This is a genomic window from Ruegeria sp. AB8, from assembly GCF_056542605.1.
In genome coordinates this window covers 246,807-271,041 of record NZ_JBQGAB010000003.1, presented here as the reverse complement: position 1 = coordinate 271,041, position 24,235 = coordinate 246,807, and the positions used below count along the sequence as shown (strand labels likewise).

The 24,235-nt window shown below is 59.9% G+C and carries 23 protein-coding genes; 4 read left to right on the top strand and 19 right to left on the bottom strand.

Translation table 11 applies throughout. The features are described from left to right. Nucleotides 1-39: 39 nt before the first annotated feature. The 8 genes from ACR0CG_RS05195 to ACR0CG_RS05160 form a co-directional block, all read right to left on the bottom strand. The gene (locus ACR0CG_RS05195) at nucleotides 40-1,257 is read right to left on the bottom strand and encodes a phenylacetate--CoA ligase family protein (RefSeq protein WP_480523176.1); all 1,218 of its coding nucleotides are present in this window, start codon (nucleotides 1,255-1,257) and stop codon (nucleotides 40-42) included. A gap of 19 nt (nucleotides 1,258-1,276) precedes the next feature. After that, nucleotides 1,277-2,110: an ABC transporter ATP-binding protein gene (locus ACR0CG_RS05190; protein WP_170612639.1), complete on the bottom strand. Its 834-nt coding sequence runs from the start codon at nucleotides 2,108-2,110 to the stop codon at nucleotides 1,277-1,279. Nucleotides 2,111-2,223: 113 nt separating this feature from the next. Continuing rightward, the gene (locus ACR0CG_RS05185; RefSeq protein ID WP_170612641.1) at nucleotides 2,224-3,507 is read right to left on the bottom strand and encodes an ABC transporter substrate-binding protein; all 1,284 of its coding nucleotides are present in this window, start codon (nucleotides 3,505-3,507) and stop codon (nucleotides 2,224-2,226) included. Nucleotides 3,508-3,581: 74 nt separating this feature from the next. Then, a complete protein-coding gene (locus ACR0CG_RS05180) occupies nucleotides 3,582-4,658 on the bottom strand; it encodes a branched-chain amino acid ABC transporter permease (RefSeq protein ID WP_170612643.1) in 1,077 nt (358 codons plus the stop codon). Between the two features lie 3 nt (nucleotides 4,659-4,661). Next, nucleotides 4,662-4,919 (bottom strand): hypothetical protein, encoded by a 258-nt coding sequence (locus ACR0CG_RS05175; protein WP_170612645.1) that lies wholly within the window; start codon nucleotides 4,917-4,919, stop codon nucleotides 4,662-4,664. Nucleotides 4,920-4,922: 3 nt separating this feature from the next. Continuing rightward, nucleotides 4,923-5,909, bottom strand: coding sequence for a branched-chain amino acid ABC transporter permease (locus ACR0CG_RS05170; RefSeq protein WP_480523119.1), 987 nt, complete (start codon nucleotides 5,907-5,909; stop codon nucleotides 4,923-4,925). A gap of 29 nt (nucleotides 5,910-5,938) precedes the next feature. Next, nucleotides 5,939-6,757 (bottom strand): ABC transporter ATP-binding protein, encoded by an 819-nt coding sequence (locus ACR0CG_RS05165; protein ID WP_170680230.1) that lies wholly within the window; start codon nucleotides 6,755-6,757, stop codon nucleotides 5,939-5,941. Between the two features lie 78 nt (nucleotides 6,758-6,835). Beyond that, nucleotides 6,836-8,779, bottom strand: coding sequence for an AMP-binding protein (locus ACR0CG_RS05160; protein WP_480523174.1), 1,944 nt, complete (start codon nucleotides 8,777-8,779; stop codon nucleotides 6,836-6,838). 469 nt (nucleotides 8,780-9,248) lie between these two features. Here ACR0CG_RS05160 and ACR0CG_RS05155 point away from each other — a divergent pair, with 469 nt between their 5' ends. Further along, on the top strand, nucleotides 9,249-9,713 hold the full coding sequence (locus ACR0CG_RS05155; RefSeq protein WP_480523117.1) for a phosphate-starvation-inducible PsiE family protein: 465 nt from the start codon (nucleotides 9,249-9,251) through the stop codon (nucleotides 9,711-9,713). A 268-nt stretch (nucleotides 9,714-9,981) separates the two neighbouring features. Here ACR0CG_RS05155 and mutT read toward each other — a convergent pair whose 3' ends face one another. From mutT to ACR0CG_RS05140, 3 genes are read right to left on the bottom strand one after another with little or no spacing between them, the layout of a single operon-like run. After that, nucleotides 9,982-10,380 (bottom strand): 8-oxo-dGTP diphosphatase MutT, encoded by a 399-nt coding sequence (gene mutT, locus ACR0CG_RS05150; RefSeq protein WP_480523115.1) that lies wholly within the window; start codon nucleotides 10,378-10,380, stop codon nucleotides 9,982-9,984. Between the two features lie 55 nt (nucleotides 10,381-10,435). Continuing rightward, nucleotides 10,436-11,662, bottom strand: a complete 1,227-nt coding sequence (gene argJ, locus ACR0CG_RS05145) for a bifunctional glutamate N-acetyltransferase/amino-acid acetyltransferase ArgJ (RefSeq protein WP_480523113.1) — start codon at nucleotides 11,660-11,662, stop codon at nucleotides 10,436-10,438. 5 nt (nucleotides 11,663-11,667) lie between these two features. After that, nucleotides 11,668-12,516, bottom strand: coding sequence for a peptidylprolyl isomerase (locus ACR0CG_RS05140; protein ID WP_480523111.1), 849 nt, complete (start codon nucleotides 12,514-12,516; stop codon nucleotides 11,668-11,670). Between the two features lie 176 nt (nucleotides 12,517-12,692). Between ACR0CG_RS05140 and secA the strand changes: the two genes are divergently transcribed. From secA to ACR0CG_RS05125, 3 genes are all read left to right on the top strand, one after another. Then, nucleotides 12,693-15,410 (top strand): preprotein translocase subunit SecA, encoded by a 2,718-nt coding sequence (secA, locus tag ACR0CG_RS05135; RefSeq protein ID WP_480523109.1) that lies wholly within the window; start codon nucleotides 12,693-12,695, stop codon nucleotides 15,408-15,410. Between the two features lie 100 nt (nucleotides 15,411-15,510). Then, the gene (locus ACR0CG_RS05130; RefSeq protein WP_480523108.1) at nucleotides 15,511-16,431 is read left to right on the top strand and encodes a hypothetical protein; all 921 of its coding nucleotides are present in this window, start codon (nucleotides 15,511-15,513) and stop codon (nucleotides 16,429-16,431) included. A 24-nt stretch (nucleotides 16,432-16,455) separates the two neighbouring features. Next, nucleotides 16,456-18,012 carry a phosphate ABC transporter substrate-binding/OmpA family protein gene (locus tag ACR0CG_RS05125; protein ID WP_480523107.1) on the top strand — a complete coding sequence of 519 codons (1,557 nt, stop codon included), beginning with the start codon at nucleotides 16,456-16,458 and terminating at the stop codon, nucleotides 18,010-18,012. A 19-nt stretch (nucleotides 18,013-18,031) separates the two neighbouring features. Here ACR0CG_RS05125 and radC read toward each other — a convergent pair whose 3' ends face one another. The 8 genes from radC to ACR0CG_RS05085 are packed head-to-tail and all read right to left on the bottom strand — an operon-like array spanning nucleotide 18,032 to nucleotide 24,234. Next, nucleotides 18,032-18,787, bottom strand: coding sequence for a RadC family protein (gene radC, locus ACR0CG_RS05120; RefSeq protein WP_480523106.1), 756 nt, complete (start codon nucleotides 18,785-18,787; stop codon nucleotides 18,032-18,034). 35 nt (nucleotides 18,788-18,822) lie between these two features. After that, on the bottom strand, nucleotides 18,823-19,560 hold the full coding sequence (locus tag ACR0CG_RS05115) for an ABC transporter permease (RefSeq protein ID WP_480523105.1): 738 nt from the start codon (nucleotides 19,558-19,560) through the stop codon (nucleotides 18,823-18,825). Then, entirely contained in the window at nucleotides 19,557-20,285 is a 729-nt protein-coding gene (locus tag ACR0CG_RS05110) for an ABC transporter ATP-binding protein (RefSeq protein WP_480523104.1), read from the bottom strand. Before ACR0CG_RS05110 ends, ACR0CG_RS05115 begins: the two co-directional genes overlap by 4 nt. After that, nucleotides 20,282-20,956 carry a thiaminase II gene (gene tenA / locus ACR0CG_RS05105; protein WP_480523103.1) on the bottom strand — a complete coding sequence of 225 codons (675 nt, stop codon included), beginning with the start codon at nucleotides 20,954-20,956 and terminating at the stop codon, nucleotides 20,282-20,284. Before tenA ends, ACR0CG_RS05110 begins: the two co-directional genes overlap by 4 nt. Then, the gene (locus ACR0CG_RS05100) at nucleotides 20,953-21,888 is read right to left on the bottom strand and encodes an ABC transporter substrate-binding protein (protein WP_480523102.1); all 936 of its coding nucleotides are present in this window, start codon (nucleotides 21,886-21,888) and stop codon (nucleotides 20,953-20,955) included. The genes tenA and ACR0CG_RS05100 overlap by 4 nt, the downstream gene beginning before the upstream one ends. 20 nt (nucleotides 21,889-21,908) lie before the next feature. Continuing rightward, complete coding sequence (locus tag ACR0CG_RS05095; protein WP_480523101.1) at nucleotides 21,909-22,874, bottom strand: HesA/MoeB/ThiF family protein; 966 nt, start codon at nucleotides 22,872-22,874, stop codon at nucleotides 21,909-21,911. Next, nucleotides 22,871-23,467: a thiamine phosphate synthase gene (locus tag ACR0CG_RS05090; RefSeq protein WP_480523100.1), complete on the bottom strand. Its 597-nt coding sequence runs from the start codon at nucleotides 23,465-23,467 to the stop codon at nucleotides 22,871-22,873. Before ACR0CG_RS05090 ends, ACR0CG_RS05095 begins: the two co-directional genes overlap by 4 nt. Further along, complete coding sequence (locus ACR0CG_RS05085) at nucleotides 23,464-24,234, bottom strand: thiazole synthase (RefSeq protein ID WP_480523099.1); 771 nt, start codon at nucleotides 24,232-24,234, stop codon at nucleotides 23,464-23,466. Before ACR0CG_RS05085 ends, ACR0CG_RS05090 begins: the two co-directional genes overlap by 4 nt. Between the last annotated feature and the right edge of the window lies 1 nt (nucleotide 24,235).

The window sequence follows — 24,235 nt, the reverse complement described above, 5'->3', positions numbered from 1 at the left end:
AATTCTGCGGCACTTACTGCCGCAGACTGTTCCGATGCGTCATTCGTAGACGCGCTGATCCTCGATAACCAGCCCATCCTTGGGAAGCGAGCCGGGTGCAACCACCTCGACCGCGCCCTTCAGCTTCAGGACCTCGACGACCGATTTGGCATAGGCCGCGTCGTTTTCGCAGGGGCTTTCGATCTGAACCGTCATCATGTCCATCTCGCCCTGGCGGGCTGCAATCACGCGCGCTTTGACGATTTCCTCGTGCTTGTCCACCAGCGCCGCAACCTGTTCCGGACGCACGAACATGCCCTTGATCTTGGTGGTCTGATCGGCGCGGCCCATCCAGCCCTTGATGCGGGTATTTGTCCGCCCGCAAGGGGACTGGCCCGGCATGATGGCCGACAAGTCACCGGTGGCAAAGCGGATCAGCGGGTAATCCGGGTTGAAGGTCGTGACCACAACCTCGCCAACCTCGCCGGGTGCAACCGGAATTCCGGTGCCGGGGGTGACGATCTCGACGATGACATGTTCGTCGATGATCATCCCTTCCATCGCGGCACTTTCATAGGCGATGTTGCCCAAATCCGCCGTGGCATAGCATTGCAGGCAGGAAATACCCCGGTCGGCATAGTCCTGCCGCAATGAGGGAAACAGCGCACCCCCGCCCACAACCGCCTTCGAGAAATTCAGCGAAACGCCCATCTCGTCAGCCTTATCCAGGATCACTTTCAGGTAATCGGGCGTTCCCGCATATGCGGTGCATCCGATATCACGGGCAGCAGTGACCTGAAGCTCGGTCTGGCCGGTGCCCGCTGGCAACACGGCAGCGCCGACGGCCCGCGCGCCGTTCTCAAAGATCATTCCGGCCGGTGTCAGATGATACCCAAAACAGTTCTGCACGATGTCTCCGGGTCCGACTCCGGCGGCGTGCAGAAACCGGCCCATGCGCCACCAGTCGTGATCCGTGCTGCCCGGTTCGTATATCGGACCCGGTGATTGAAACACATGGTGGAAATGACGCGCCGGTTTTACCGTGAACCCACCAAATGGCGCACGTGCGGCCTGCCCCTGTGTCAGGTCGGACTTCCGCAAAACCGGCAGCTTCGCCAGATCCTCGATCGTGGCAACCGCGTCGACATCCGCATCCGCAAAATGAGCCGCAAATCCCGGTGCCGATTTCGCCCGCTGCAATTGCGCGCGCAATGCCTGGGTCTGATCAGACAAACGTTGATCGGCCGAGCGGGTTTCGAGTGCATCGAAGTAAGTCATCGCCAAATCCTCCATCCGCTCACAGCCACCGCTTGCGGCGGCGATAAGAGCGCACATCCCGAAAGCTCTTGCGGCCTTCGTCCGACATGCCGAGATAGAATTCCTTTACATCCGGGTTTTCGCGCAATTCTGCGGCGGGGCCGTCCATCACGACGCGACCCGATTCCAGAATGTATCCATAATGCGCAAACCTAAGCGCGACATTGGTGTTCTGTTCGGCCAGCAGGAAGGACACGCCTTCTTTCTCGTTCAGATCCTTCACAATGCCGAAAATCTCTTCGACCAGCTGCGGCGCCAATCCCATCGACGGTTCGTCCAGCAGGATTGTCTCGGGCCGGGACATCAGCGCCCGTCCCATCGCAACCATCTGCTGCTCGCCACCCGAGGTATAACCGGCCTGGCTTCGGCGGCGTTCCTTGAGGCGGGGGAAATATGTGTAGACCAGCTCAAGGTCCTGCTGAATCGCGGCCTTGCCATCCTTGCGGGTATAGGCACCGGTCAGCAGGTTTTCCTCGACCGTCAGGTGTTCAAAGCAATGGCGGCCCTCCATCACCTGGATCACGCCTTTCTGCACCAGATCAGCCGGATCGCTTTCGTGAACACTGGTTCCGCGATATTTGATGGAACCTTTGGTCACCTCGCCCCGTTCGGAATGCAGCAGGTTTGACACCGCCTTGAGCGTCGTCGTCTTGCCTGCACCATTGCCACCCAGCAGGGCCGTGATACCGCCCTTGGGCACAGTCAGGCTGACGCCTTTCAGCACGAGGATCACATGGTTGTAGATCACCTCGATATTGTTGACTTCAAGCAGGGTTTCCGCCTGCACGTCAGTGGTTTGTGCCGCATCCAGCATCAGCGTGTTTCCTCATGCCTGCCCCATCCGGGGCGGTTCATCAGGAGCGGCAGGCACGCCGCCGCTCCGATTGTTTGGCGACCCCGGATCGCTCCGGGGCGCGGAGTCTTCTCTTATTCGCAGCGGGGTGCGACGTTGTTTTCAGCCGCGTACGCGTTAGAATCTTCCGCAACCAGCGCGCCGATCACTTCGCCATCGGTTGGCTTGAAGTCGGAAATCAGGCTCCAGGTCTTGGTGCCGGCATCCCATTGGGACACACCGATCAGGCCGGGGCCACCATGGTTGTCACACGACACCTGGAAGGTTGGGCCAAAGTTCGGCATGCCCAGTGCGGCCATACGCTCTTCGGTGATGTTGAGGTTCTCCATCGCGTCGCGCACCATGCCCGGTGTAACATCGCCAGTTCCGTTGGCCTCTTGCGCGTCCTTGATCGCTTCGGCGGCCAGCATCGCGGAATAGAGACCGCGGTTGTACAGAACGGTACCGACCTGATCGCCTGCGCCTGCGGCCTTACCGGCATCGACAACATGCGTTTTGATGTCATCGAATACAGGGAAGTCATTACCGACCGCGTGGAAGGTGACGGCCTTGTACCCGTTCGCCTTGTCGCCTGCGGGCAGCACGTCATGCTGCGCACCCGACCACCAGACGCCGATGAAATTTTCCATCGGGAAACGGATGTTCGCGGCTTCCTGGATTGCGACCTGGTTCATCACGCCCCAACCCCACATCAGAACGTAGTCCGGCTTTTCGCGGCGGATTTGCAGCCATTGCGACTTTTGCTCCTGACCGGGGTGATCTACCGGCAGCGTGGACAGTTCAAAACCGTGCTTCTTGGACAGCTCTTCCAGCGTGCGGATCGGCTCTTTGCCGTAGGCCGAGTTGTGATAGACCAGCGCGATTTTCTTGCCGTTCAGATCACCGCCATTTTCTTCCAGCAGATAGTTCACCGCGCCCGAGGCGCCGTCCCAGTAATTGGCGGGATAGTTGAAGACATGGCTGAACACCTTGCCGTTGCGGGCCGAAGTCCGGCCATATCCCATGGTGTGAAGCGGGATGTCATCGGCCGTCACTTTCGGGATGAGCTGATAGGTGATGCCGGTCGACAGCGGTTGATAGATCAGCGCGCCCTCGCCCTTGGTCGATTCATAGCATTCCACACCCTTTTCGGTGTTGTAGCCGGTCTCGCATTCGACAACACGAACGGGAACACCGCCGATACCGCCATCCCTCTCATTCAACAGAGTGAAATAGTCGTTGTAGCCGTCCGAGAACGGAATACCGCCCGCAGCATAAGGCCCTGTGCGATAGCTGAGGTCCGGGATCACAAGATCCGCCAAAGCGGGCCCTGCGGCCATCAGAGCGCCCAGCGCCATAGTTGCCAGTTTCTTGTTCATCGGGTGTTTCCTCCCTTGGTTATTCCGATGCGGTTTCGGGCTTTGCACCCGTCTTATGATTGGGCCGGTTCCGTTTAGTGCGGGAACGGCCAGAGTCTGAGTTTTTCCTTGGCCACGCGCCACAGCTGCGCCAGCCCGTGTGGTTCCAGGATCAGGAACATGATGATCAGCGCACCGACGATCACAAGCTGAAGATGCGCCACGATATCGGTGGGCCAGCCCAGAACGTCGACCCCGACGACCTTCAGAACCACCGGCAACAGCACAAGAAACGCAGCCCCGGCAAAGGATCCGAAAATAGAGCCTAATCCGCCGATAATCACCATGAACAGCACCAGGAACGACTTCTGGATGCCGAACACCTCGCCCACTTCGACCGCGCCCAGATAGACCGCAAAGAACAGCGCACCAGCTATGCCGACAAAGAACGAACTGACGGCGAAGGCGCTGATCTTGGCCTTCAGCGGGTTCACCCCGATGATTTCGGCTGCGATGTCCATGTCACGGATCGCCATCCATGTGCGCCCGGTGGTGCCGCGCGTCAGGTTGCGGGCAATCAGCGCGCTGACCGTCAGGAAGATCAGGCAGAACAGATAGGTCGCCCAGGCCGGAGCATTCGGCCCCGTGATGATGATGCCGAACACATCACGTTCGGGCGCATTGATCTGACCCGAAGCGGAATAGTTGTAGAACCACGGCACCCGGTTGAACAGCCAGACCAGAAAGAACTGCGCCGCCAGCGTGGCCACCGCCAGATAGAACCCTTTGATCCGCAGCGAAGGCAGACCGAACAGCACACCCACGATGGCCGTAATGCCTCCGGCAAGCAGGACATGGATGAACATGCTGACATCGGGAAAGGCCGTCATCAGCTTGTAACAGGCATATGCGCCCACAGCCATGAACCCGCCGGTCCCCAGCGATACCTGCCCGCAATAGCCCACCAGAATGTTCAGCCCGATGGCCGCGATTGCGTAGATCAGGAACGGCAACAGCAGCGCGTTGGCCCAATAATCGTTGATGATGAACGGAATGATCCCGAACGCCACCGCCAGCACCACGTAGTAGCGGTACCGATCAAACTTGATCGGGAAAGTCTGGCTGTCATCCACGTACGAGACTTTGAAGTCCCCGGCTTCACGATAGAACATGTCTTACTTTCCCCATTCTTCCTGCGCCCGGTTCCGGGTCGCAGCGTCCAATTGTTTTGAAGACTTGGCGTAACCGCTCTGCTCGGTGTTGCGCACCAGTTTCATATAGGCCAGCACGCCCGTCACCAAACCGGCAAACGCCAGGATCGCGGCGATCATCAACTGACCGTCCGTCAGCCCCTCGGCTGTGATCGCGATGTAGCCGAAGGCCCAGAACCCGGCCCAGGCGATGACGTTAATGATGGCGATCAGCTTCTGCACGACCTAAACCCTTTCGATGATCTTCTCACCGAACAGACCCTGAGGCCGGAACACGAGGAAGATCAGCGCCAGAACATAGGCGAACCAGTTCTCGGTCGCGCCGCCCACCATCGGGCCGATCGCGAATTCGAACAGCTTCTCTCCCACACCGATGATCAGCCCGCCCACGATCGCGCCGGGGATCGAGGTGAACCCGCCCAGCATCAACACCGGCAGCGCCTTGAGCGCGATCAGCGACAATGAGAACTGCACGCCGGACTTGGTGCCCCACATGATCCCTGCGACCAGTGCCACGAATCCGGCCACCGACCAGACCATGACCCAGATGAAGTTCAGCGAAATGCCGACCGACAGCGCGGCCTGGTGATCATCCGCCACGGCGCGCATCGCCCGGCCCTGTTTGGTGTACTGGCTGAAGGTCACCAGCGCCGCCACCAGCAGCGCCGCAATGACCGTCGCCACGATATCCAGATTGTCGATGAAGAAGCCGTAATCAAAGATGTTGAACGTCGTCTCGTCAATCCACAGGTTGATACCCTGCGGCAGGCCAACATCCAGCGTCTTGATCTCGGATCCCCACATCAGGTCGGCCACGCCTTCAAGGAAATAGGCCAGACCGATGGTCGCCATGAACAGAATGATTGGCTCCTGCCCGACCAGATGGCGCATGACGAACCGCTGCACCGCCCAGGCCAGCAAGACCATCACCGCCATTGTCAGAATGATCGCCAGCAACGCGGGCACGTTCCAGCCGAAATAGTGGACATGGGTGCCGAAGATCGCGTTGATCAGATGCGCAAAGGGCACCTGACCGTTCATGATCCCGACCAGTGTCATCGCCGCAAACAGGGCCATAACCCCTTGCGCGTAATTGAAAATCCCGGACGCCTTGTAGATCAGCACAAAGCCCAGCGCGACCAGTGCATAAAGCACCCCGGCCATCAGACCGTTGAGGATGACCTCCATCGCAAATACGAGTTGTTCAGGCATGTCAGCCCCTCCCCAATTCTGCCAAGGCTTCAGTCATGGCTGACCCCCAGATAGGCGTCGATGACTTCCTGATTGTTGCGCACCTCGTCGGGTGTGCCGTCGCCGATCTTCTTGCCGTAATCCATCACGACCACCCGGTCGCTAAGGTCCATCACCACGCCCATGTCGTGTTCGATCAGGGCAATCGTGGTGCCGAACTCGTCATTCACGTCGAGGATAAAGCGGCTCATGTCCTCTTTCTCTTCGACATTCATGCCCGCCATCGGTTCATCCAGCAGCAACAGCTTGGGTTCCGCAGCCAGCGCACGGGCCAGCTCGACGCGTTTTTTCAACCCGTATGGCAAGCGCGCCACGGGCGTCTTTCGGATGTGTTGAATTTCAAGAAAGTCGATTATCTTCTCGACTGCCTCACGGTTCTCGACCTCTTCCGCCTCGGCCTTACCCTTCCAAAACGCCTGCTGCAGGACGTTGGTCTTCATGAAGTTCAGGCGGCCGGTCATCACGTTGTCCAGCACGCTCATCCCCTCGAACAGGGCGATGTTCTGGAACGTGCGCGCAATGCCCTGGCGCGCCACTTCGTAGGGGCGCATCGCCGGGCGTTTCGATCCGTGGAACCAGACCTCACCCTCCTGCGGAACATAGAACCCGGAAATCACGTTCAGCATCGAGGATTTACCGGCCCCGTTCGGGCCGATGATCGCGCGAATTTCACCTTCGCGGATGTCAAACGAGATATCCTTGATCGCCACGACGCCGCCAAAGCGCAAGGTGATGTTCTTCATCTCCATCACCACACCGCCGATCTTGCGGCCGTCTTCGGTGACATATCCTTCGGAATTATCCAGCATCAGTCGCTCCCTGACGTTTGGAAAAACGGGACGGCGGGCGGGGCGATGACCGCAGGTCGAGCGGCGTACGACCGGCCCTCATTCTGCCGCCACCTTGTGCTGCGCGACAGGCACGACCGGCGCATCGACAATCTTCAAGGTCGCGCTGATCGCGCCTTTGCGGCCATCCTCATAGGTCACTTCCGTGGTCGTCGAAATGCTCTCGGACCCATCATAAAGTGCCTGGATGATGTCGTGGAACTTCTCTTCAACGAAGCCGCGCCGCACCTTGCGGGTCCGGGTCATTTCACCGTCATCCGCATCCAGTTCCTTGTGCAGAACCACAAAGCGATGCACCTGGCAGCCCGACAACATTTCGTCAGCGGCCACAGACTTGTTGACCTCTTCCACATGGCCGCGAATCGTCTCTAACACACGGGGATGCGCCGCCAGTTCCTGATAGGACGCATAGGCCACGTTGTTACGTTCGGCCCAGTTGCCGACAGCGGTCAGGTCGATATTGATGAAGGCCACGCAGCGATCCTTGCCGTTGCCGAACAGGACAACTTCAAGAATGTCAGGAAAGAACTTCAATTTGTTTTCGACATATTTCGGCGCGAACATGGACCCGTCGGCCATTTTGCCCACATCCTTGGCGCGGTCGATGATCCGCAGATGGCCGCTGCTTTCTTCGATAAATCCGGCATCCCCGGTCGCCACCCAACCTTCGGCATCTTTGGTCGATGCAGTCGATTCCGGGTTGTTGTAATACTCGACGAACACACCGGGCGAGCGGTAGTGAATCTCGCCCTTGTCGTCGATCTTCAGTTCGACATCCGGCGCAGGGACGCCAACCGTGTCGGCCCGAACCTCTCCATCCGGCTGAACGGTGATAAAGACCGTCGCTTCGGTCTGGCCGTAAAGCTGTTTCAGATTGATGCCCAGCGAGCGGTAGAAATCGAAAATCTCCGGCCCGATTGCCTCACCCGCCGTGTAGCCGACGCGAAAGCGACCGTAACCAAGCGTGTCCTTCAGCGGACCATACACCAGCAGATTGCCCAGCGCGTATTTCATCCGGTCGCCGAAACCCACCGGCTTGCCGTCCAGCAGCAGGCCTCCGACCTTCTTGGCATGCGCCATGAAGTGGTGGAACATGCGCTGCTTCAGTTTGCTCGCATCCTCCATCCGGATCATCACGTTGGTTAGCTGCGTCTCGAACACGCGCGGCGGGGCAAAGAAGTAGGTCGGTCCGATCTCGCGCAGGTCCGTCATCATCGTGTCGGCGCTTTCAGGGCAGTTCACGCAGAAGCCGCACCAATAGGCCTGTCCGATCGAAAAGATGAAATCCCCAACCCACGCCATCGGCAGATAGGACAGAATGTCTTCGTTCCGTGTCAGATGATCGAAATCGGCCGAGTTCTTGGCGCTCTCGATCACGTTGCGGTTCGACAACACCACGCCCTTGGGCTTGCCGGTGGTGCCCGAGGTGTAAAGCATCACACATGTGTCGTCATAGGTGATCTCGGAGATGCGCTTGTCCAACTCCTCATCGAACCGCGCATGGCCGGCGCTGCCCTCGGCCATGATATCGGCCAAAGTGTTCATCTGACTATGGTCGTATTTCCGCATCCCCCGCTTGTCGGTATAGAGGATGTGTTTGACCTGATCCATTTTTCCCTGGATTTCGATGACCTTGTCGACTTGCTCCTGATCACCGCAGACGACGTATTTCGCGCCGCAATGTTCCAGAACATAGGCCATCTCTTCGGCGACTGAATCCTGATAGAGAGGCACCGGAACCGCGCCCACCATCTGGGCCGCGACCATGGACCAGTAATGCGCCGGGCGGTTGCGGCCGATAACCGCGATATGGTCGCCCTTCTCGACGCCAAGCTCCAGAAAACCCAGCGCGATGGCGCGGATTTCCCGGGCCGCTTCTGCCCAGGTCCAGCATTGCCAGATCCCGAATTCTTTTTCCCGATAGGCCGGGGCATCCCCGAACCGGGTCACATTGCGGTGTAACAGCGCCGGAAGAGACTGCATCCCTTCGGCGCCCGACTGCGTCTGAGCCAATCTTTTCTCCTCCCCATCCGACCCCTCTCCCCGGGGACGGAAATGGCGGTTCCGGAACAGGGTCCGAACGCCAATGCCCCGATTTGGGACAGTGGCACAGTCAGCGTCAACTTTTTCCTGATGTTTTCTCAATTCTTACGAATTGTAACAGGGGTAGAGTGGTGATCTTCTGATTTGCACCAAACTTACAAGCAACGAAATTATGCCTCCGGGAAAAGCGGGGCGGAAAACGGGCCGTTGGCACACGGACAGATCCAGCAGACCGGCTGATACCGCTTCAAAGTTTTCCGGGAGCCATCGACGGGGCGTTGTGACGACCAACAGATCGGACTGGAAAACCAATTCCCTTTCATGGAAAAGTTCCGTCAAAGCCGAGGCGAGTGATGCAACTGTATGAAATATCTCACGCTGGTGAACGAACACGGAATTGGAGATTACAGTGAGTGGCGAAAATAACAAACCGATCCCGGCACATGTGGAACTAGATCCCGATCACGAAGACGCCATCGTTCGGTGGTGCAACAGGATGATCCGCCACGGTGTCAGAGCATTGTCAGTGCTCATGCTCGGAATCATTCTGATGGCTATTATAGACGCAGGTTTCACAACATTTCAGAAGTTGCTGGAACCGCCTGTCTACATCTTGGAAGTCAGTGACCTTCTTACAGTTTTTAGCGCTGTATTGGTCGTTCTTATCGCAATTGAGATCTATACAAATATCACGCTCTATCTGACCGCTGACGTCATCCACATCAAGCTTGTGGTCGCGACGGCCTTGATGGCGGTCGCACGAAAAATCATCACGCTCGACGACAAGAATCTGGAGCCGCAGTACTTTCTTGGTTACGCGGCAATCGGCCTAGCCTTGGGCGTAACATACTGGCTTATCGCGAGAAAACCGTGAGTCCAACTGCTCGTTTGTGTCCGACGCACCGGTGAAGCCGTTTGCTTGGCCTGCTCGGAGTCTGACCCCTCCATCGGAAAGTTGCGGTTGGGCCATTCGATCTGGGTCGGCACAATGCGATCTGCTGGATTTTCCTTTAGGGCGTGACGGCTTGGTGTCGTTTACCAGAAGGGCGCAGTTTGTGCTGACCATTTGCGAAAAGAAACAGCTGCCAGGTCCACGTTCCCGACATCCAGACTGATCACCCTGAATGCCCTTTGCATTCCACTTATAACCAGTCCCGCAAGATCGGGATCAGCGGCACATCTGCGGCAGGCATGGGGTAGTTGCGCAAGTCGTTGGCGCGGACCCATTTCAGCGCCTGCCCTTCTTTCGACTGCGGGATGCCCTGCCATTTGCGGCAGGCGAACAACGGCATCAGCAGATGGAAGTCACTATAGCTGTGACTGGCAAAGGTCAGTGGGGCCAGGCAGGACGCCCAGGTGTCGATACCCAGTTCTTCGTGCAATTCGCGGATCAGCGCGGCCTCGGGGGTTTCGCCGGGTTCGATCTTGCCGCCGGGGAACTCCCACAGACCGGCCATGGATTTGCCTTCCGGGCGCTGCGCCAGCAGAACCCGGCCTTCGATATCGATCAGAGCGACCGCAGACACCAATACGGTTTTCATGGTCGCACTCCCGGACGCAAAACCGGGCTCCACTTTTGCTGGAATTGCTCCGGTTTCACGAGCGATAATCCGCGTTTATCTCGATATAGCCGTGGGTCAGATCGCAGGTCCAGACGGTGGATTTGCCCTCGCCCAGCCCAAGATCAACGGCAATCACCAGATCCTGACCTTTCATATATGCGGCCGCGTCTTCTTCGCGGTAATCCGGGCTGACCCAACCTTTTTCAGCCACCAGAATGTCACCGAAAGAGATGCTCAGAAGGTCACGGTCTGCCGCGGCACCGGACTTACCAATAGCCATGACCACACGGCCCCAGTTCGGGTCCTCGCCCGCGATGGCCGTCTTGATCAGCGGAGAGTTGGCGATAGCCAGCCCATGCACCTTGGCATCCGCATCCGAGGCCGCACCAGTCACGCGAATTTCCACGAATTTCGTGGCGCCTTCACCGTCGCGCACCACTTGCTGTGCCAGATCCAGCATGACGCCTTCCAGCGCCTCTGCAAACGCCCCATTGCCGGTGGCATCCATCCCCGAGGCCCCCGTCGCGCACAACAGCAGACTGTCCGAAGTCGAGGTGTCGCTGTCGACAGTGATGCAGTTGAACGTCCGGTCCGTCTGCGCGCCCAGCATCGCCTGCAGTGCCGATTGCTCGACCCGGGCATCCGTGAAGATGTAGACCAGCATCGTCGCCATGTCCGGCGCGATCATGCCGGAGCCCTTGGCAATCCCTGCAATAGAGACTGTTTTGCCGTCAATCGCAACCTGCGCCGATGCCCCTTTCGGGAAAGTATCGGTGGTCATGATGGCGCGGGCGGCATCCTCGATCGCATGCCGGCTGAGCCCCGCCTTCAGCGTCTCAAGCTGGGCCACGATGCGTTCATGCGGCAGCGGTTCACCAATCACGCCGGTTGATGAGGTAAAGACCCGTTCGACCGGAACGCCGGTGGCCTTGGAAACGGCCTGGGTTACTTCTGCCACCGAGGTCTGGCCATAATGGCCGGTGAAGGCGTTGGCATTGCCCGAGTTCACAACGATCGCTGCCGGTCCTTCGCTGGATCCGCCAATCTTGTTCTGACAATCCAGCACCGGGGCCGCGCGGGTCGCCGAGCGGGTGAATACCCCGGCCACGGATGTGCCCGGATCCAGCACTGCCAGCATGACATCGGTACGACCCTGATAGCGCACACCGGCCTCAACCGTCGCGAAACGCACGCCGTCGATGGCCGGAAGGTCGGGGAAGGCCGCAGGTGCCAGCGGCGACACTTTAGTGATATTGGCCAAGGGGATTACTCCTGAATCAGATCCAGCTGCCGCATGATTTCCGGACCGGCACCTTCCAGCGCCGGACGCTCGATCTGGGCTTTCTGGGTCAGTTCGTCGATACGGGCCTGAATGGCTTCCTGCTGGATGGATTGGGCCAGTTCATTGCGAACATCGGCAAGTTCGGGGGCCTCGGACTTGCGCTGATCGTTCAGGATGATCACGTGCCAGCCGAACTGGGTCTGCACAGGATCCGAGATCTGGCCTACTTCCAGTTCCAGCACGGCGGCCTCAAACTCGGGCACCATGCGACCCTTGCCGAACCAGCCCAGCACGCCGCCATTGGGGCCAGACGGGCCGGTGGATTTTTCCCTGGCGAGCTCCGCGAAATCCGCGCCATCGTCCAGCTGGGTCTTGATTTCCTTGGCCTCATCCTCGGTTTCTACCAGAATGTGGCTGGCCTCGTACTCGTCCTCGCCTTCAAACTCGGCGATCTGCGCATCATAGGCGGCCTGAATCGACTCGTCCGTCACCAGACCGCCGGTGATTTCGGCAACCGTCTGCACGGCCCTCAGCGAACGTTCCTCGTTCTTGAGCGTCAGGGCGTTGTAGGTGGAAAGGCCTTCCTGTTCCTGGCTGAGCAATTGCTGCTGGACCAGCTGCTCGACGATGAAGTCAAAGAGGACCTGGTCTTCCATCTGCTGGTATTGCTGCGGCAGGCTTGCGGCGGTGGCGATCACGTGACCCAAAGTGATCTCGTCCCCGTTGACGCGCGCAACCACAGTGGTCGCATCCGGCTGGGTCTGGGCGGCCAGTGGCAGGGCCATCACGGCGGCCAGGGCCAGCGATGGCAGAAAAGTGAGGCCTTTGGGCATTGAATTATCCTATTTCCATGCCGCGACAGGGCGCAGCGTTGACACTCTGGAACCTGCCGCTTACATCGCTTTGAAGCCTTGGACAGGGCCGCCTTTCACCCCCCGTATCTATGGGTTGCGCGCAAGGTGGGCAAGCCTGTCGCAACCAAGACAAGAACAGATCCGCTGGAGTGAACATGCTGGGACTCGGAACGCTTGCCAAAAAGGTGTTCGGAACACCGAACGACCGCAAGATCAAGGCGACCCGCCCGCTGGTCGAAAAGATCAACGCGCTGGAGCCGGAGTTTGAGAAACTGTCGGATGAGGGTTTGATCGAGAAGACCAAAGAGCTGCGCCAACGCGCGCTGGATGGCGAGAGCCTGGATGCCTTGCTGCCCGAAGCTTTTGCCAACGTGCGCGAAGGAGGAAAGCGGGCTCTGGGTCTGCGGGCATTCGACGTGCAGCTGATGGGCGGCGCGTTCCTGCATCAGGGCAACATCTCGGAAATGAAAACGGGTGAGGGAAAGACGCTGGTCGCCACCCTCCCGGCTTATCTGAACGCGCTGACCGGCAAGGGTGTGCACGTGGTCACGGTGAACGAATACCTGGCCAAGCGTGACGCGGAATGGATGGGCAAGGTTTTCTCGGCCGTAGGCATGACGACCGGTGTGATCTGGTCCGGTCAGCCGGACGAAGAGAAAAAGGCGGCCTATGCCTGCGACATCACCTATGCCACCAACAATGAGCTGGGCTTCGACTACCTGCGCGACAACATGAAGGCGGACCTGAACGACGTCTATCAGAAGCACCATAATTTCGCGATCGTGGACGAGGTCGACTCGATCCTGATCGATGAGGCGCGGACACCGCTGATCATCTCGGGTCCATCACAGGACCGGTCGGACCTGTATACCGCGATCGATACGCTGATCCCGTTGCTGCAGGACGATCACTATTCGCTGGACGAAAAGTCGCGCTCGGTGACCTTTACCGATGAAGGCAACGAGTATCTTGAGCAGCAGTTGCTGGCAAACGACCTGATCCCTGAAGGTCATTCGCTGTACGACCCCGAAAGCACGACCGTGGTGCATCACGTCAACCAGGGCCTGCGCGCGCACAAGCTGTTTCAGCGCGACAAGGACTACATCGTCCGCGACGGCAATGTGGTACTGATCGACGAATTTACGGGCCGGATGATGCCGGGCCGCCGGTTGTCCGAAGGCCTGCATCAGGCCATCGAAGCCAAGGAAGGCGTGCAGATTCAGCCCGAGAACGTGACCCTGGCCAGCGTGACGTTCCAGAATTACTTCCGTCTTTATGACAAGCTGGGCGGCATGACCGGTACCGCGCTGACCGAAGCCGAGGAATTTGCCGAGATCTATGGGCTGGGTGTGGTCGAAGTTCCGACCAACAAGCCGATCGCCCGTCTGGACGAAGACGATCAGGTCTATCGCACCGCCCCCGAGAAATACGACGCGATGATCAAGGAAACCAAAAAGGCGGTCGAGAAGGGCCAGCCGGTTTTGCTGGGCACCACCTCGATTGAAAAATCAGAGGTGCTGAGCCAGATGCTGACCGAGGAGGACATTCAGCACAACGTGCTAAACGCCCGCCAGCACGAGCAGGAAGCGCAAATCGTCGCCGAAGCGGGTCGTCTGGGCGCGGTGACCATCGCCACCAACATGGCCGGACGCGGTACCGACATTCAATTGGGCGGCAACGTGGAAATGAAGGTTCTGCAGGCACTTGCCGAGAACCCCGAAGCGGACCCCGCCGAACTGCGCGCGGCGGAAGAGGCGCGTCACGCCGAGGAAAAACAGAAGGTGCTTGAGGCCGGTGGCCTGTATGTCATGGCCTCGGAACGGCATGAAAGCCGCCGCATCGACAACCAGTTGCGTGGCCGTTCGGGCCGCCAGGGCGACCCGGGCCGCACCGTGTTCTACCTGAGCCTCGAAGACGATCTGATGCGCATCTTCGGCTCGGAACGGCTAGACAAGGTGCTGACAACGCTGGGTATGAAAGAAGGCGAGGCGATCATCCACCCGTGGGTGAACAAGTCGCTGGAACGCGCACAGTCCAAGGTCGAAGGCCGCAACTTTGACATGCGCAAGAACGTTCTGAAGTTCGACGACGTAATGAACGACCAGCGCAGGGTGATCTTCAGCCAGCGGCGCGAGATCATGTCGACCGGTGACCTTTCGGAAATCGTATCGGACATGCGCGAACAGGTAATCGACGATCTGATCGACGAATATATGCCGCCGAAAACCTATGCCGACCAGTGGGACACCGACGGTCTGCACGAGGCAATCAAGGACAAGCTGACCATCGACGCGCCGGTTCAGGACTGGGCCGCCGAGGAAGGCGTCGATGACGAGCAGGTGCGCGAGCGCCTGATCAAGGCCGCCGACGAGATGATGGCCCAGAAGGCCGCCGCGTTTGGCCCCGAGAACATGCGCAACATCGAAAAGCAGGTGCTGCTGCAGACCATCGACGGCAAGTGGCGCGAGCATCTTCTGACGCTGGAACATCTGCGCTCGGTCGTGGGCTACCGCAGCTATGCCCAGCGCGATCCGCTGAACGAGTACAAGAACGAAAGCTTTCAGCTGTTCGAAGGGATGCTGGACAGCCTGCGCGAAACCGTGACCCAGCAATTGTCGCGTGTTCGCCCGCTGACCGAGGAAGAGCAGCGTGAGATGCTGGCCCAGATGGCGGCGCAGCAGGCCCAGGCGCAACAGGCGGTCGAACAGGCCGCCGGTCAGGCCGAAGCAGTCGCAGAAGCCGACGCCTCGGGTGATGCCCGGCCCGGATTTGACGAAAGCGATCCGGCGACCTGGGGTAACCCGTCGCGCAACGACCGCTGCCCCTGTGGATCCGGAAAGAAGTTCAAACACTGTCACGGCAGGCTGACCTAACGTCACCCAAATTCGAACACAATGACTTCGCGTCGCGGTCACAAATTGGCCGCGATTGACCGGGAAAGTGTGACTCGCTCCTTCAACTGGGGAGGGTGTCTTGTTCGTTGTAAGAAACTACGTGACCATGGGTGGCACTGTCGTCTGCGCGCTCGCCATCGGTTACCTGATGCAGAATGGATCTGCCGCGCAACCTGATGGAAATCAGGCCGGTATCTCTGTGGCTTCTGCCGCGAGCCAACCTGTTGGGCTGGCCGGGCTTGAGCAGTTCGCGCTTACTTCGTCTTCTGCCAGCACCGCGTCACTTTCTGCTCCGGCACCCTCGCAGCGCAGCCTGCAACCCCGCCCCGAAGTAACGGCCGACTGCAACCTGAGCGCGCGCGCCACCGCGGTGCCTGGCGCAGCGGCAAGGTTGATCGTCAAGGCCCCCTGCCACGCCAATCAACGGATCGAGGTCCATCACAGCGGGCTGGCCGTTTCTCAACAGACGGATGAAAACGGCGCCTTGGATCTGACGATGCCGGTGCTGTCGGAATACGCGATTTTTCTGATTTCCTTCGAGGATCAAAAAGGCACGGTGGCAACAACCCATGTGCCGGACATAAGCCAGTACGACCGCGTCGCGCTGCAATGGAAGGGCACGACCGATCTGCAGATTCACGCGCTGGAGTTTGGTGCCAGTTATGGCGGTGACGGGCATGTTTGGGCGGACAGCTCGGCAACGGGTCTCGGCGAAGTTGTCCATATGGGCCAGCCGGGTCTTGGCACCGCGCAGAATATCGAGATTTATTCCTTCCCTTCCGCCCAGTCTGCGCAATCGGGTGCCATCGGCCTGACGGTCGAGGCTGACGTGACCAAGGCCAATTGTGGCTCGGATCTGAGCGTACAGTCGCTGGAACTGCGCGCCGACCGCCGCCTGCGCTCGCGCGATCTGGTGCTGAACCTGCCCGACTGTTCGCAGGTCGGAGAGTTTCTGGTGTTGAATAATCTGTTCCAAGACCTGACAATCGCGGCAAAGTAAACGGCAGGCAGGCTCGAAACTCCTATGACATCCTTGCGTGCAGCGGTGGCTGCACTTTTTCTGGCAACGCTGGCATCTGGTGCCAAGGCGCAGGACATCACGCTGACCTCGCATGACGGCAAGGTCGAGGTAACTGGAAACCTGCTGGGATATGATGGCGAGTTCTATCGTATCGATACCCAATTCGGTGAACTGACGGTGGACGGGTCCGGCGTGACCTGCGATGGCCCCGCCTGCCCCAATCTGACCGATTTTGTGGCAGAGGTCCGGTTCTCCGGGTCGTCGGTCATGGCCGAGAAGGTCATGCCTGCCCTGATTCTGGGTTTTGCCCAACAAGAAGAGTTGTCGGCGACCCCATCACGGATTGACTCGGCAACCTTTGCCTACGATCTGTTTAAACCCGGTCGACCCGCACCTTTGGGGCGGTTCTTCTTTCGCGTGGGCAATACAGGCCGGGGGTTTTCCGATCTGAGCGCGAATGAAACCGATATCGTCATGGCCCTGCGCGAAATCCGTCCGGGTGAGCGAATGGCCGCGGAAGACGCCGGGATGGGCGATCTGACAAAAGCGCGGCGATCCCGGGTTGTGGCGCTGGATGCGATGGTGCCTGTGGTGTCCGCCGTCAACGCAATACGACAGATCTCGCCCACGGATCTGGCACGCGTGTATTCCGGCGAAATCCTGAACTGGGCCGAACTGGGCGGGGCCGATGCGCCGATTGCGCTGCATCTGCCGGACATAGGATCGGGCTTGTCCCAGGCCTTCGAGGATCAGTTGCTTGCGCCCGCCGGCGTGGCGCCGTCCGACACGGTCCTGCGGCATGGGCGCAGCAACGACTTGGTTCACGCAGTGGCCGAGGATCCGTTTGCCATCGGAATCGCCAGCCGGGCCGAAGCTGACAAGGTTCGCGCGCTGCCGCTTGCCGGGGGCTGCGGCCACGCGCTGACGGCGACCCGGCAATCGATCAAGACCGAGGATTATCCGCTAACCTCACCTATGTTCCTGTACCTGCCGTCATACCGCCTGCCCCGGATCGCACGACAGTTTCTGGCCTATACCCAAAGCCCGGAAGCTCAGATGGCGATACGGCAGGCCGGTTTCGTGGATCAGGCACCCGAGACCATGCGCATCGGATTGCAGGGGGACCGCCTCGCCAACGCCATCGCAAACGGCGGGGACGAAGTTGGCCTGGACAGCTTGAAACAGATGATCGAAACGCTGCGCCCGATGTCACGCCTGTCGCTGTCTTTCCGGTTCGAGGCCGGGTCTTCGCGCCCGGATGCCCAGTCCCGCGCGAACATCCTGCACTTGGCGCAGGCGCTTGAGGCCGGGGCCTACGAGGCCCGAAAGCTGACCTTCGTGGGATTCAGCGATGGTGACGGGCCAGCGGCGGGGAACGCCCGCATTGCGCTATTGCGGGCCAAAACAGTGCGCAACGCGGTTCTGGCCGCTGTTGAGACCGCGATACCCGACAGTGTCGAGATCTCGGTCGAAGGGTTCGGCGAAGCCATGCCCATGGCCTGCGACGACACCGAATGGGGCCGCAAGATCAACCGCCGGGTCGAAGTCTGGATCAAGTGACTTCGAATCCCACCGACAGCTACAGATAGCCTTGCGACTGGAAACTCAGCTCTGTCGATTTTCCGATGATAAGGTGATCGTGCAGCACCAGGCCAAGCGCGGTGCAGGCATCTTGAATGCGATTGGTCATGTCGATGTCGGATTGTGATGGTGTGGGGTCACCCGAGGGGTGGTTGTGCACCAGAATCAAAGCCGAGGCATTCAGTTCCAGCGCCCTTTTCGCCACCTCGCGCGGGTAGACGGGAACATGGTCCACCGTGCCCTTGGCCTGTTCCTCATCCGCGATGAGGACGTTCTTGCGATCAAGGTAGAACACGCGAAACTGCTCGGTCTCGCGATGGGCCATGGTGGTGTGGCAATAATCCAGCAATGCGTCCCAGCCTGAAATCACATGCCGTTGCATCACCCGTGCGCGAGCCATGCGATGGGCGCAGGCTTCCAGAATCTTCAGATCCGTGATCACGCTTTCGCCGACACCCTTGATCTGTCGTAACCTTTCTTCGGGCGCGGTCAGCACCCGGTTGAAGTCGCCTAGTTCGTCCATCAGGGCCCGGGCCAGAGGCTTTACGTCTTGCCGGGGGATCGAGCGGAACAGGACCAGCTCCAGCAGCTCATAATCAGGCATCGCTGCAGAACCGCCAGACATGAACCGTTCGCGCAGCCTTTTGCGATGGTCCTTGATATAAGACGGCAACCGGCCTGCCGGCAGCGGCTGCACCGGGGCTTCGTCGTTCTCAAAAAGCATCGGGGCTTCGGCAAAGGCGTCCTTGGTCATACGCGCAGACTGGCGCAGAATTGCTTTCCGAAACGTTAACGCACCTCACCCGCCATGCGCGCCGTGGCGCGGTGCACGACCATGTGCAGCAGGATCGAAAATACACCCAGCGTCAGCATGGCCGCGAACATCAGGTCCGTCTTCGCCCGGCCGTTGGCCAGCAGCATCAGGTTCCCCAGACCCCCGGAGGAACCACCGACCCATTCTCCGATCACGGCCCCGATGGGTGCGTAGACCGCCGCCAGCCGCATCCCCGAAGCCAGCGAGGGCAACGCGGCTGGTATTCGGATATGCCACAAAACCGCGCGCGGACTGGCCTGCATGGTGCGTGCAAGGTCCAGATATCCGGCCGTAGAGCGCATCAATCCGTCAAAAAAGGATGACGTGACCGGAAAATAGATGATCAGCATGGCCATTGCCACTTTCGACCAAAGATCAAACCCCAGCCAAAGCGTCAAAAGCGGTGCCAGGGCAAAAACCGGCAGGGCTTGCGTGAACACCAGCAAGGGTCGCACCAGGATCCGGGTCATGCGCGAACTGGCCAGCGAGACGGCTGTGACAACGCCCAAGGTTACACCAGAAACGAAGCCGGTCAGTACCTCGACCGCCGTTACCCATGTGTCTTTTGCGATGATCCACCGGTTGTCCCACCATGTTTCGGCGACAATGGCCGGGCCGGGCAAGATGAATTTCGGCCAGCCCGTGAAGGAGACGATGCCCTGCCAGACGACAAGGCCAAAAAGCGCGGCCGCAAGCGGAGACAGGTATTTCATGCTGCCTCCTGTCTCAGCAGGCGCAACAATGCGCCCTGCGTGGCCAACGAGTCCGGGTCGTCCACTTTGCGGGGGGCCGGAGCCCTGGGCGGCTGGCATTTGGTCAGCCCGTGCCGGGTCATGACAATAATGGTTTGCCCCAGCCGGGCGGCTTCGGCCGGATCGTGGGTGACCAGCAAAACGGTGCGGCCCCGCAACACCTCGGCCGCGAGATCCTGCATATCGGCGCGGGTCCGGGCATCGAGGGCCGAAAACGGCTCGTCCAGCAATACGAAAGGGCGGTCCTCCATCAAAGTTCGGGCAAGGGCCACGCGCTGGCGCTGACCGCCCGACAGTTCCGACGGTTTCGTGGTCAGGTGATCCCAAAGGCGCATCCGTTTGATCAGACGGTCGCGCCGGTTCAGATCGGCCTTTTCCCCCCGCAACTGTGCGCCCAGCGTGATATTCCGGGCAACACTTGCCCAAGGCAGCAACAGATCGTCCTGCGCCATGTACGCGACACGTTCTGGCACCGGCAAGCCATCGTCGGCCGTGATTTGCCCCGAGAACTCCGCCCCGGTCTGCAATCCCGCGATCAGGCGCAGGATGGTGGTTTTACCGACGCCGGAACCGCCCAGAAGACAGGTCCATTCCCCTGCCGCCAGTGTAAGCGAAAGCGGCGCGAACAGGGTCGCGCCGCCGATTGTGGCCTGTCCGCTGATGGTCAGCGCGGGGGCAGACATCATGGCGTCATGCCCATCTGCCAGAAACTGACTTCAAGTTCGGTCGAAGTGCGGAACGTCCGGCTCAGGCGGTCCCAGCGCGGGGAGGCTTCAAAATCGTGCCCAATGCGCCGTGTTAGAGCCTGATCAAGCAATTGTCCAACCGCCTTGCATGCAGCCTGATAGTCTTCGCTGGCATAGGCGTTGATCCAGTCCCGATAGGTTTCGGACGTGGCCTCGGTTGCCAGACGCCCGCCAATCTCGCCATAGCCCATGACGCAAGGCGCAAGCGCTGCCAGCAAGTCCAGCAAGTCACCGCTGTAGCCTGCCTCGAGCACAAAGCGCGTATAGGCCAGGTTCTCGGCACGCTCGGGCGTTGCAAACAGGTCCCGCTGTGAAATGCCCGCAGCCTCGCAGACACCGATATGCAGTTTCATCTCTTCGCTGATCAGACCGTTCACTGTGCGCGAGGCGGCCAGCATCTCTTCGTGGGTTTCCGATTTCACCACCGCAAGCGCCCAGGCACGGGCAAAATGGATCAGAAACACATAGTCCTGCCGCAGATAATGAAGAAACGCTGCGCGCGGAAGCGTTCCGTCCTTCAACCCTTCGACAAAGGCGTGGCGGGTATAATCCCGCCACGGCCCCTGCGCCGCATCGCGCATCAGCGCGAAGGCCTTGCCATATTCATTCATTGCGCAGTCACGTCGATGGCGATGGCGCTGACCGGGTTGATGCTGTCGATCATGCCGCTGTCTTTCAGAAAAGCCTCGAACCGGGTGTACCGCCCGGCATCGAACCCGGCCGGGCGCAGGGCAAAACGCGGTAGCGTGTCGACCCAGGCACGGGCGTTCAGCTCATCCTGCAGCTCGGGCGAGGTTGCTGCGAAGATTTCCCAGCTTTTTTCGGGGTTGTTGACGATGAACTGTGTTGCCTTTTCCGTCGCGGCCAGAAAACGGGCGATCTTATCGGTATCCATTGTGTCCGGGTTCGCGACATAGATCAGTTCGTCATAGGACGGCACGCCCTCTTCCTCGATATAGAAGCAGGTGCCGGGATGGTCTTCGATGTCCATCTGGTTCAGCTCGAAATTGCGGTAGGCGCCGATCACCGCATCTACCTGCCCCGACATCAGCGACGGTGAAAGCGAGAAGTTGACGTTGATCATTTCGACATCGGCCAGCGCGACGTCATATTTGCCCAGAACGGTGCCCAGAACTGCCTCTTCCACGCCAGCGACAGAAAAGCCGATTTTCTTGCCCTTCAGGTCCGCCGGGGTTTTGACCGGGCCATCTTCCAACACCAGAAGGCAGTTGAGCGGGGTCGCAACAAGTGTGCCGACGCGTTTCAGGGGCAGACCCTCGTGGATCTGCAGATGCAGTTGCGGCTGGTAGGACACAGCCAGATCGGCCTGCCCCGCAGCAACCAGACGCGGCGGTGCGGACGGGTCAGCAGGCGGGATGATTTCAACTTCAAGCCCCTGTTCGGCGAAATAGCCGTTTTCCTGCGCCACGATAATGGGGCCGTGATCGGGGTTGATGAACCAGTCCAGCAAAATGGTCATCTTGTCGTCAGCCCAGGCCGGTGCAGCGGCCAGCAGCGATAAGGCTGTGATCAGTTTCTTCATATCTCGCGTTTCCTTCCTGTTCACGAGGTTGAGGCCGCGACGAGGACAATCTCGCCCGGCCAATCCGATTGAATCCGTTCGGCTGCGCGCCACGCCCGTAGACCAGTGGCGCAGCAAAGGGCCAATCTTTTTGCTTGTTTAGGCTCTAATCCGGACAATTCGACTGGCGTTAGTCGTTCTGCGCCGGGGTGTATCGGGACCAGCGCTTCATCCGTGCCGCGAAGCTCGATGATCCGGTCTTCGGCCGTGAGTTGGCTGGCAGACAGGAAGCGGAAACAACTTGCGGGTTCTGGCGCATCATCGAAACGGAAACTGTTGCTGCGCAGGGTGCGGGCATCAAAGTTCACCATTTGGCCCAGCGGCGATGGTTGCAGGCCCAGGATCACGCTCAGCGCCATTTGCGCCTGCGTCGCGCCGATCACACCGACAACCGGACCCAAAACACCTGCTGAGGCGCAGCTGGCACCACTGTCGGGCGCGTCTGGAAACAGCGCACGTAAGGACGGCGCGCCGCCGCAAAAACCGCCCACATAACCTGACAACCCGAGCACCGAGGCACTGATCAGCGGCTTTCCCTGTGCCAGACAGCTGTCCGACAGGACATAACTGGCCGCATAACTATCCGCACAATCCAGGACCACATCCGACCGCGACACCAGATTTGCCGCGTTTTCGCATGTCAGGGCCTGACTTTGTCTGGTGACTTCAAGCTTGGAGTTGAGGTCGCGACAGCGCCGCGCCGCAACTTCAGCCTTTGGCAGGCCGACATCCCGTTCCGTGAAAAGCGTTTGCCGGTGCAGGTTCGACAGATCAACGACATCGCCATCAACAACCATGATGTGACCCACCCCTGCCCCGGCCAACAGCGGCAGAACCGGCGCGGCCAACCCTCCGGCCCCGACGACAAGTACTCGTGCAGCGGACAGGCCCGCCTGCCCTTCGGGCCCCACTTCGGGCAGGATCATCTGGCGAGCGTAACGGTTCATCGCGTGATGCCGATCCATTCGCGCACCCGCACTTCGGGGTCAGGGTTCAGCGTGATGTCGGTCACTGCCGCGACAATATCGGCCCCGGCCTCGAACACGCCAGGCGCGCGCTCGACGGTCATTCCACCAATGCCGACCAATGGGATACGCCCCACCCGCGCCTTCCATTCGGTCACGCGGGGCAGACCTTGCTGCCGCCACTTCATCTTTTTCAGGATGGTCGGATAGACAGGTCCGAGCGCCACATAGTCGGGGTCCATCGACAGAACCCGCTCAAGCTCATCATCGTCATGGGTAGATACGCCCAGTTTCAGGCCTGCCCGACGGATGGCATGCAGATCGGCATCATCCAGATCCTCCTGCCCCAGGTGGACCCAGTCGCAGTCCGCCTCTATTGCCTGCTGCCAATGGTCGTTCACGACCAACTGAGCGCCATGGGTGCGGCACAGTTCGAGCGAGATCATAATCTGGGCGCGCACCGCAACGTCCGATTGGCCCTTGATCCGCAACTGCACCAGTTTGACGCCCAGAGGCAGCATCCTCTGCAGCCAGTCGGAATGATCGAAGATCGGATAGAACCGGTCCAAAGTCATGACAGAAATGCCTTTCCGATCACGGGGGTTGAGGGTTCAGCCATGTCGCGTGCCTCGATCGGGTCGGCCTTATGGGCCAATTGGCCGGCCTGAACCGCCAATGCCATTGCACGCGCCATCCCCACCGGATCACCGGCACGGGCCACCGCCGTGTTCAGAAGAACAGCATCATAGCCCAGCTCCATCGCATGCGCGGCGTGGCTTGGACGGCCGATACCGGCATCAATGACAAGCGGTACATCGGGAAACGCAGCGCGCAGCGCCCGCAACGCGTATTCGTTGCTCAGACCGCGCCCGGACCCGATGGGCGCGCCCCACGGCATCAGAACCTCGCAACCCGCCTGCAACAGGCGTTCGCCGACGATCAGATCGTCCGTTGTGTAGGGAAAGACCTGAAATCCATCTTCCGTCAGGACGCGGGCGGCTTCGACCAGTTGGAACACATCAGGTTGCAGGCTGTCGGTATGACCGATCAGTTCCAGCTTGATCCAATTGGTCTGAAAAACCTCGCGCGCCATCTGGGCGGTTGTCACGGCCTCTTTCACCGTGTGGCATCCGGCGGTGTTGGGCAGGACAATGACACCCAGGTCGCGGATCATCCGCCAAAAGCTCTGCCCGGCCCCACCCGCGCCTTCACGGCGCAGGGATACCGTGGCAACACCGGCCCCGCTGAGGCGAAACGCTTGTTCCAGAATGGCCGGACTGGGATACTGCGCCGTGCCCAGCATCAGCGGGTTAGGCAGTTCTGTGCCGTAAAAGGTCTTCATC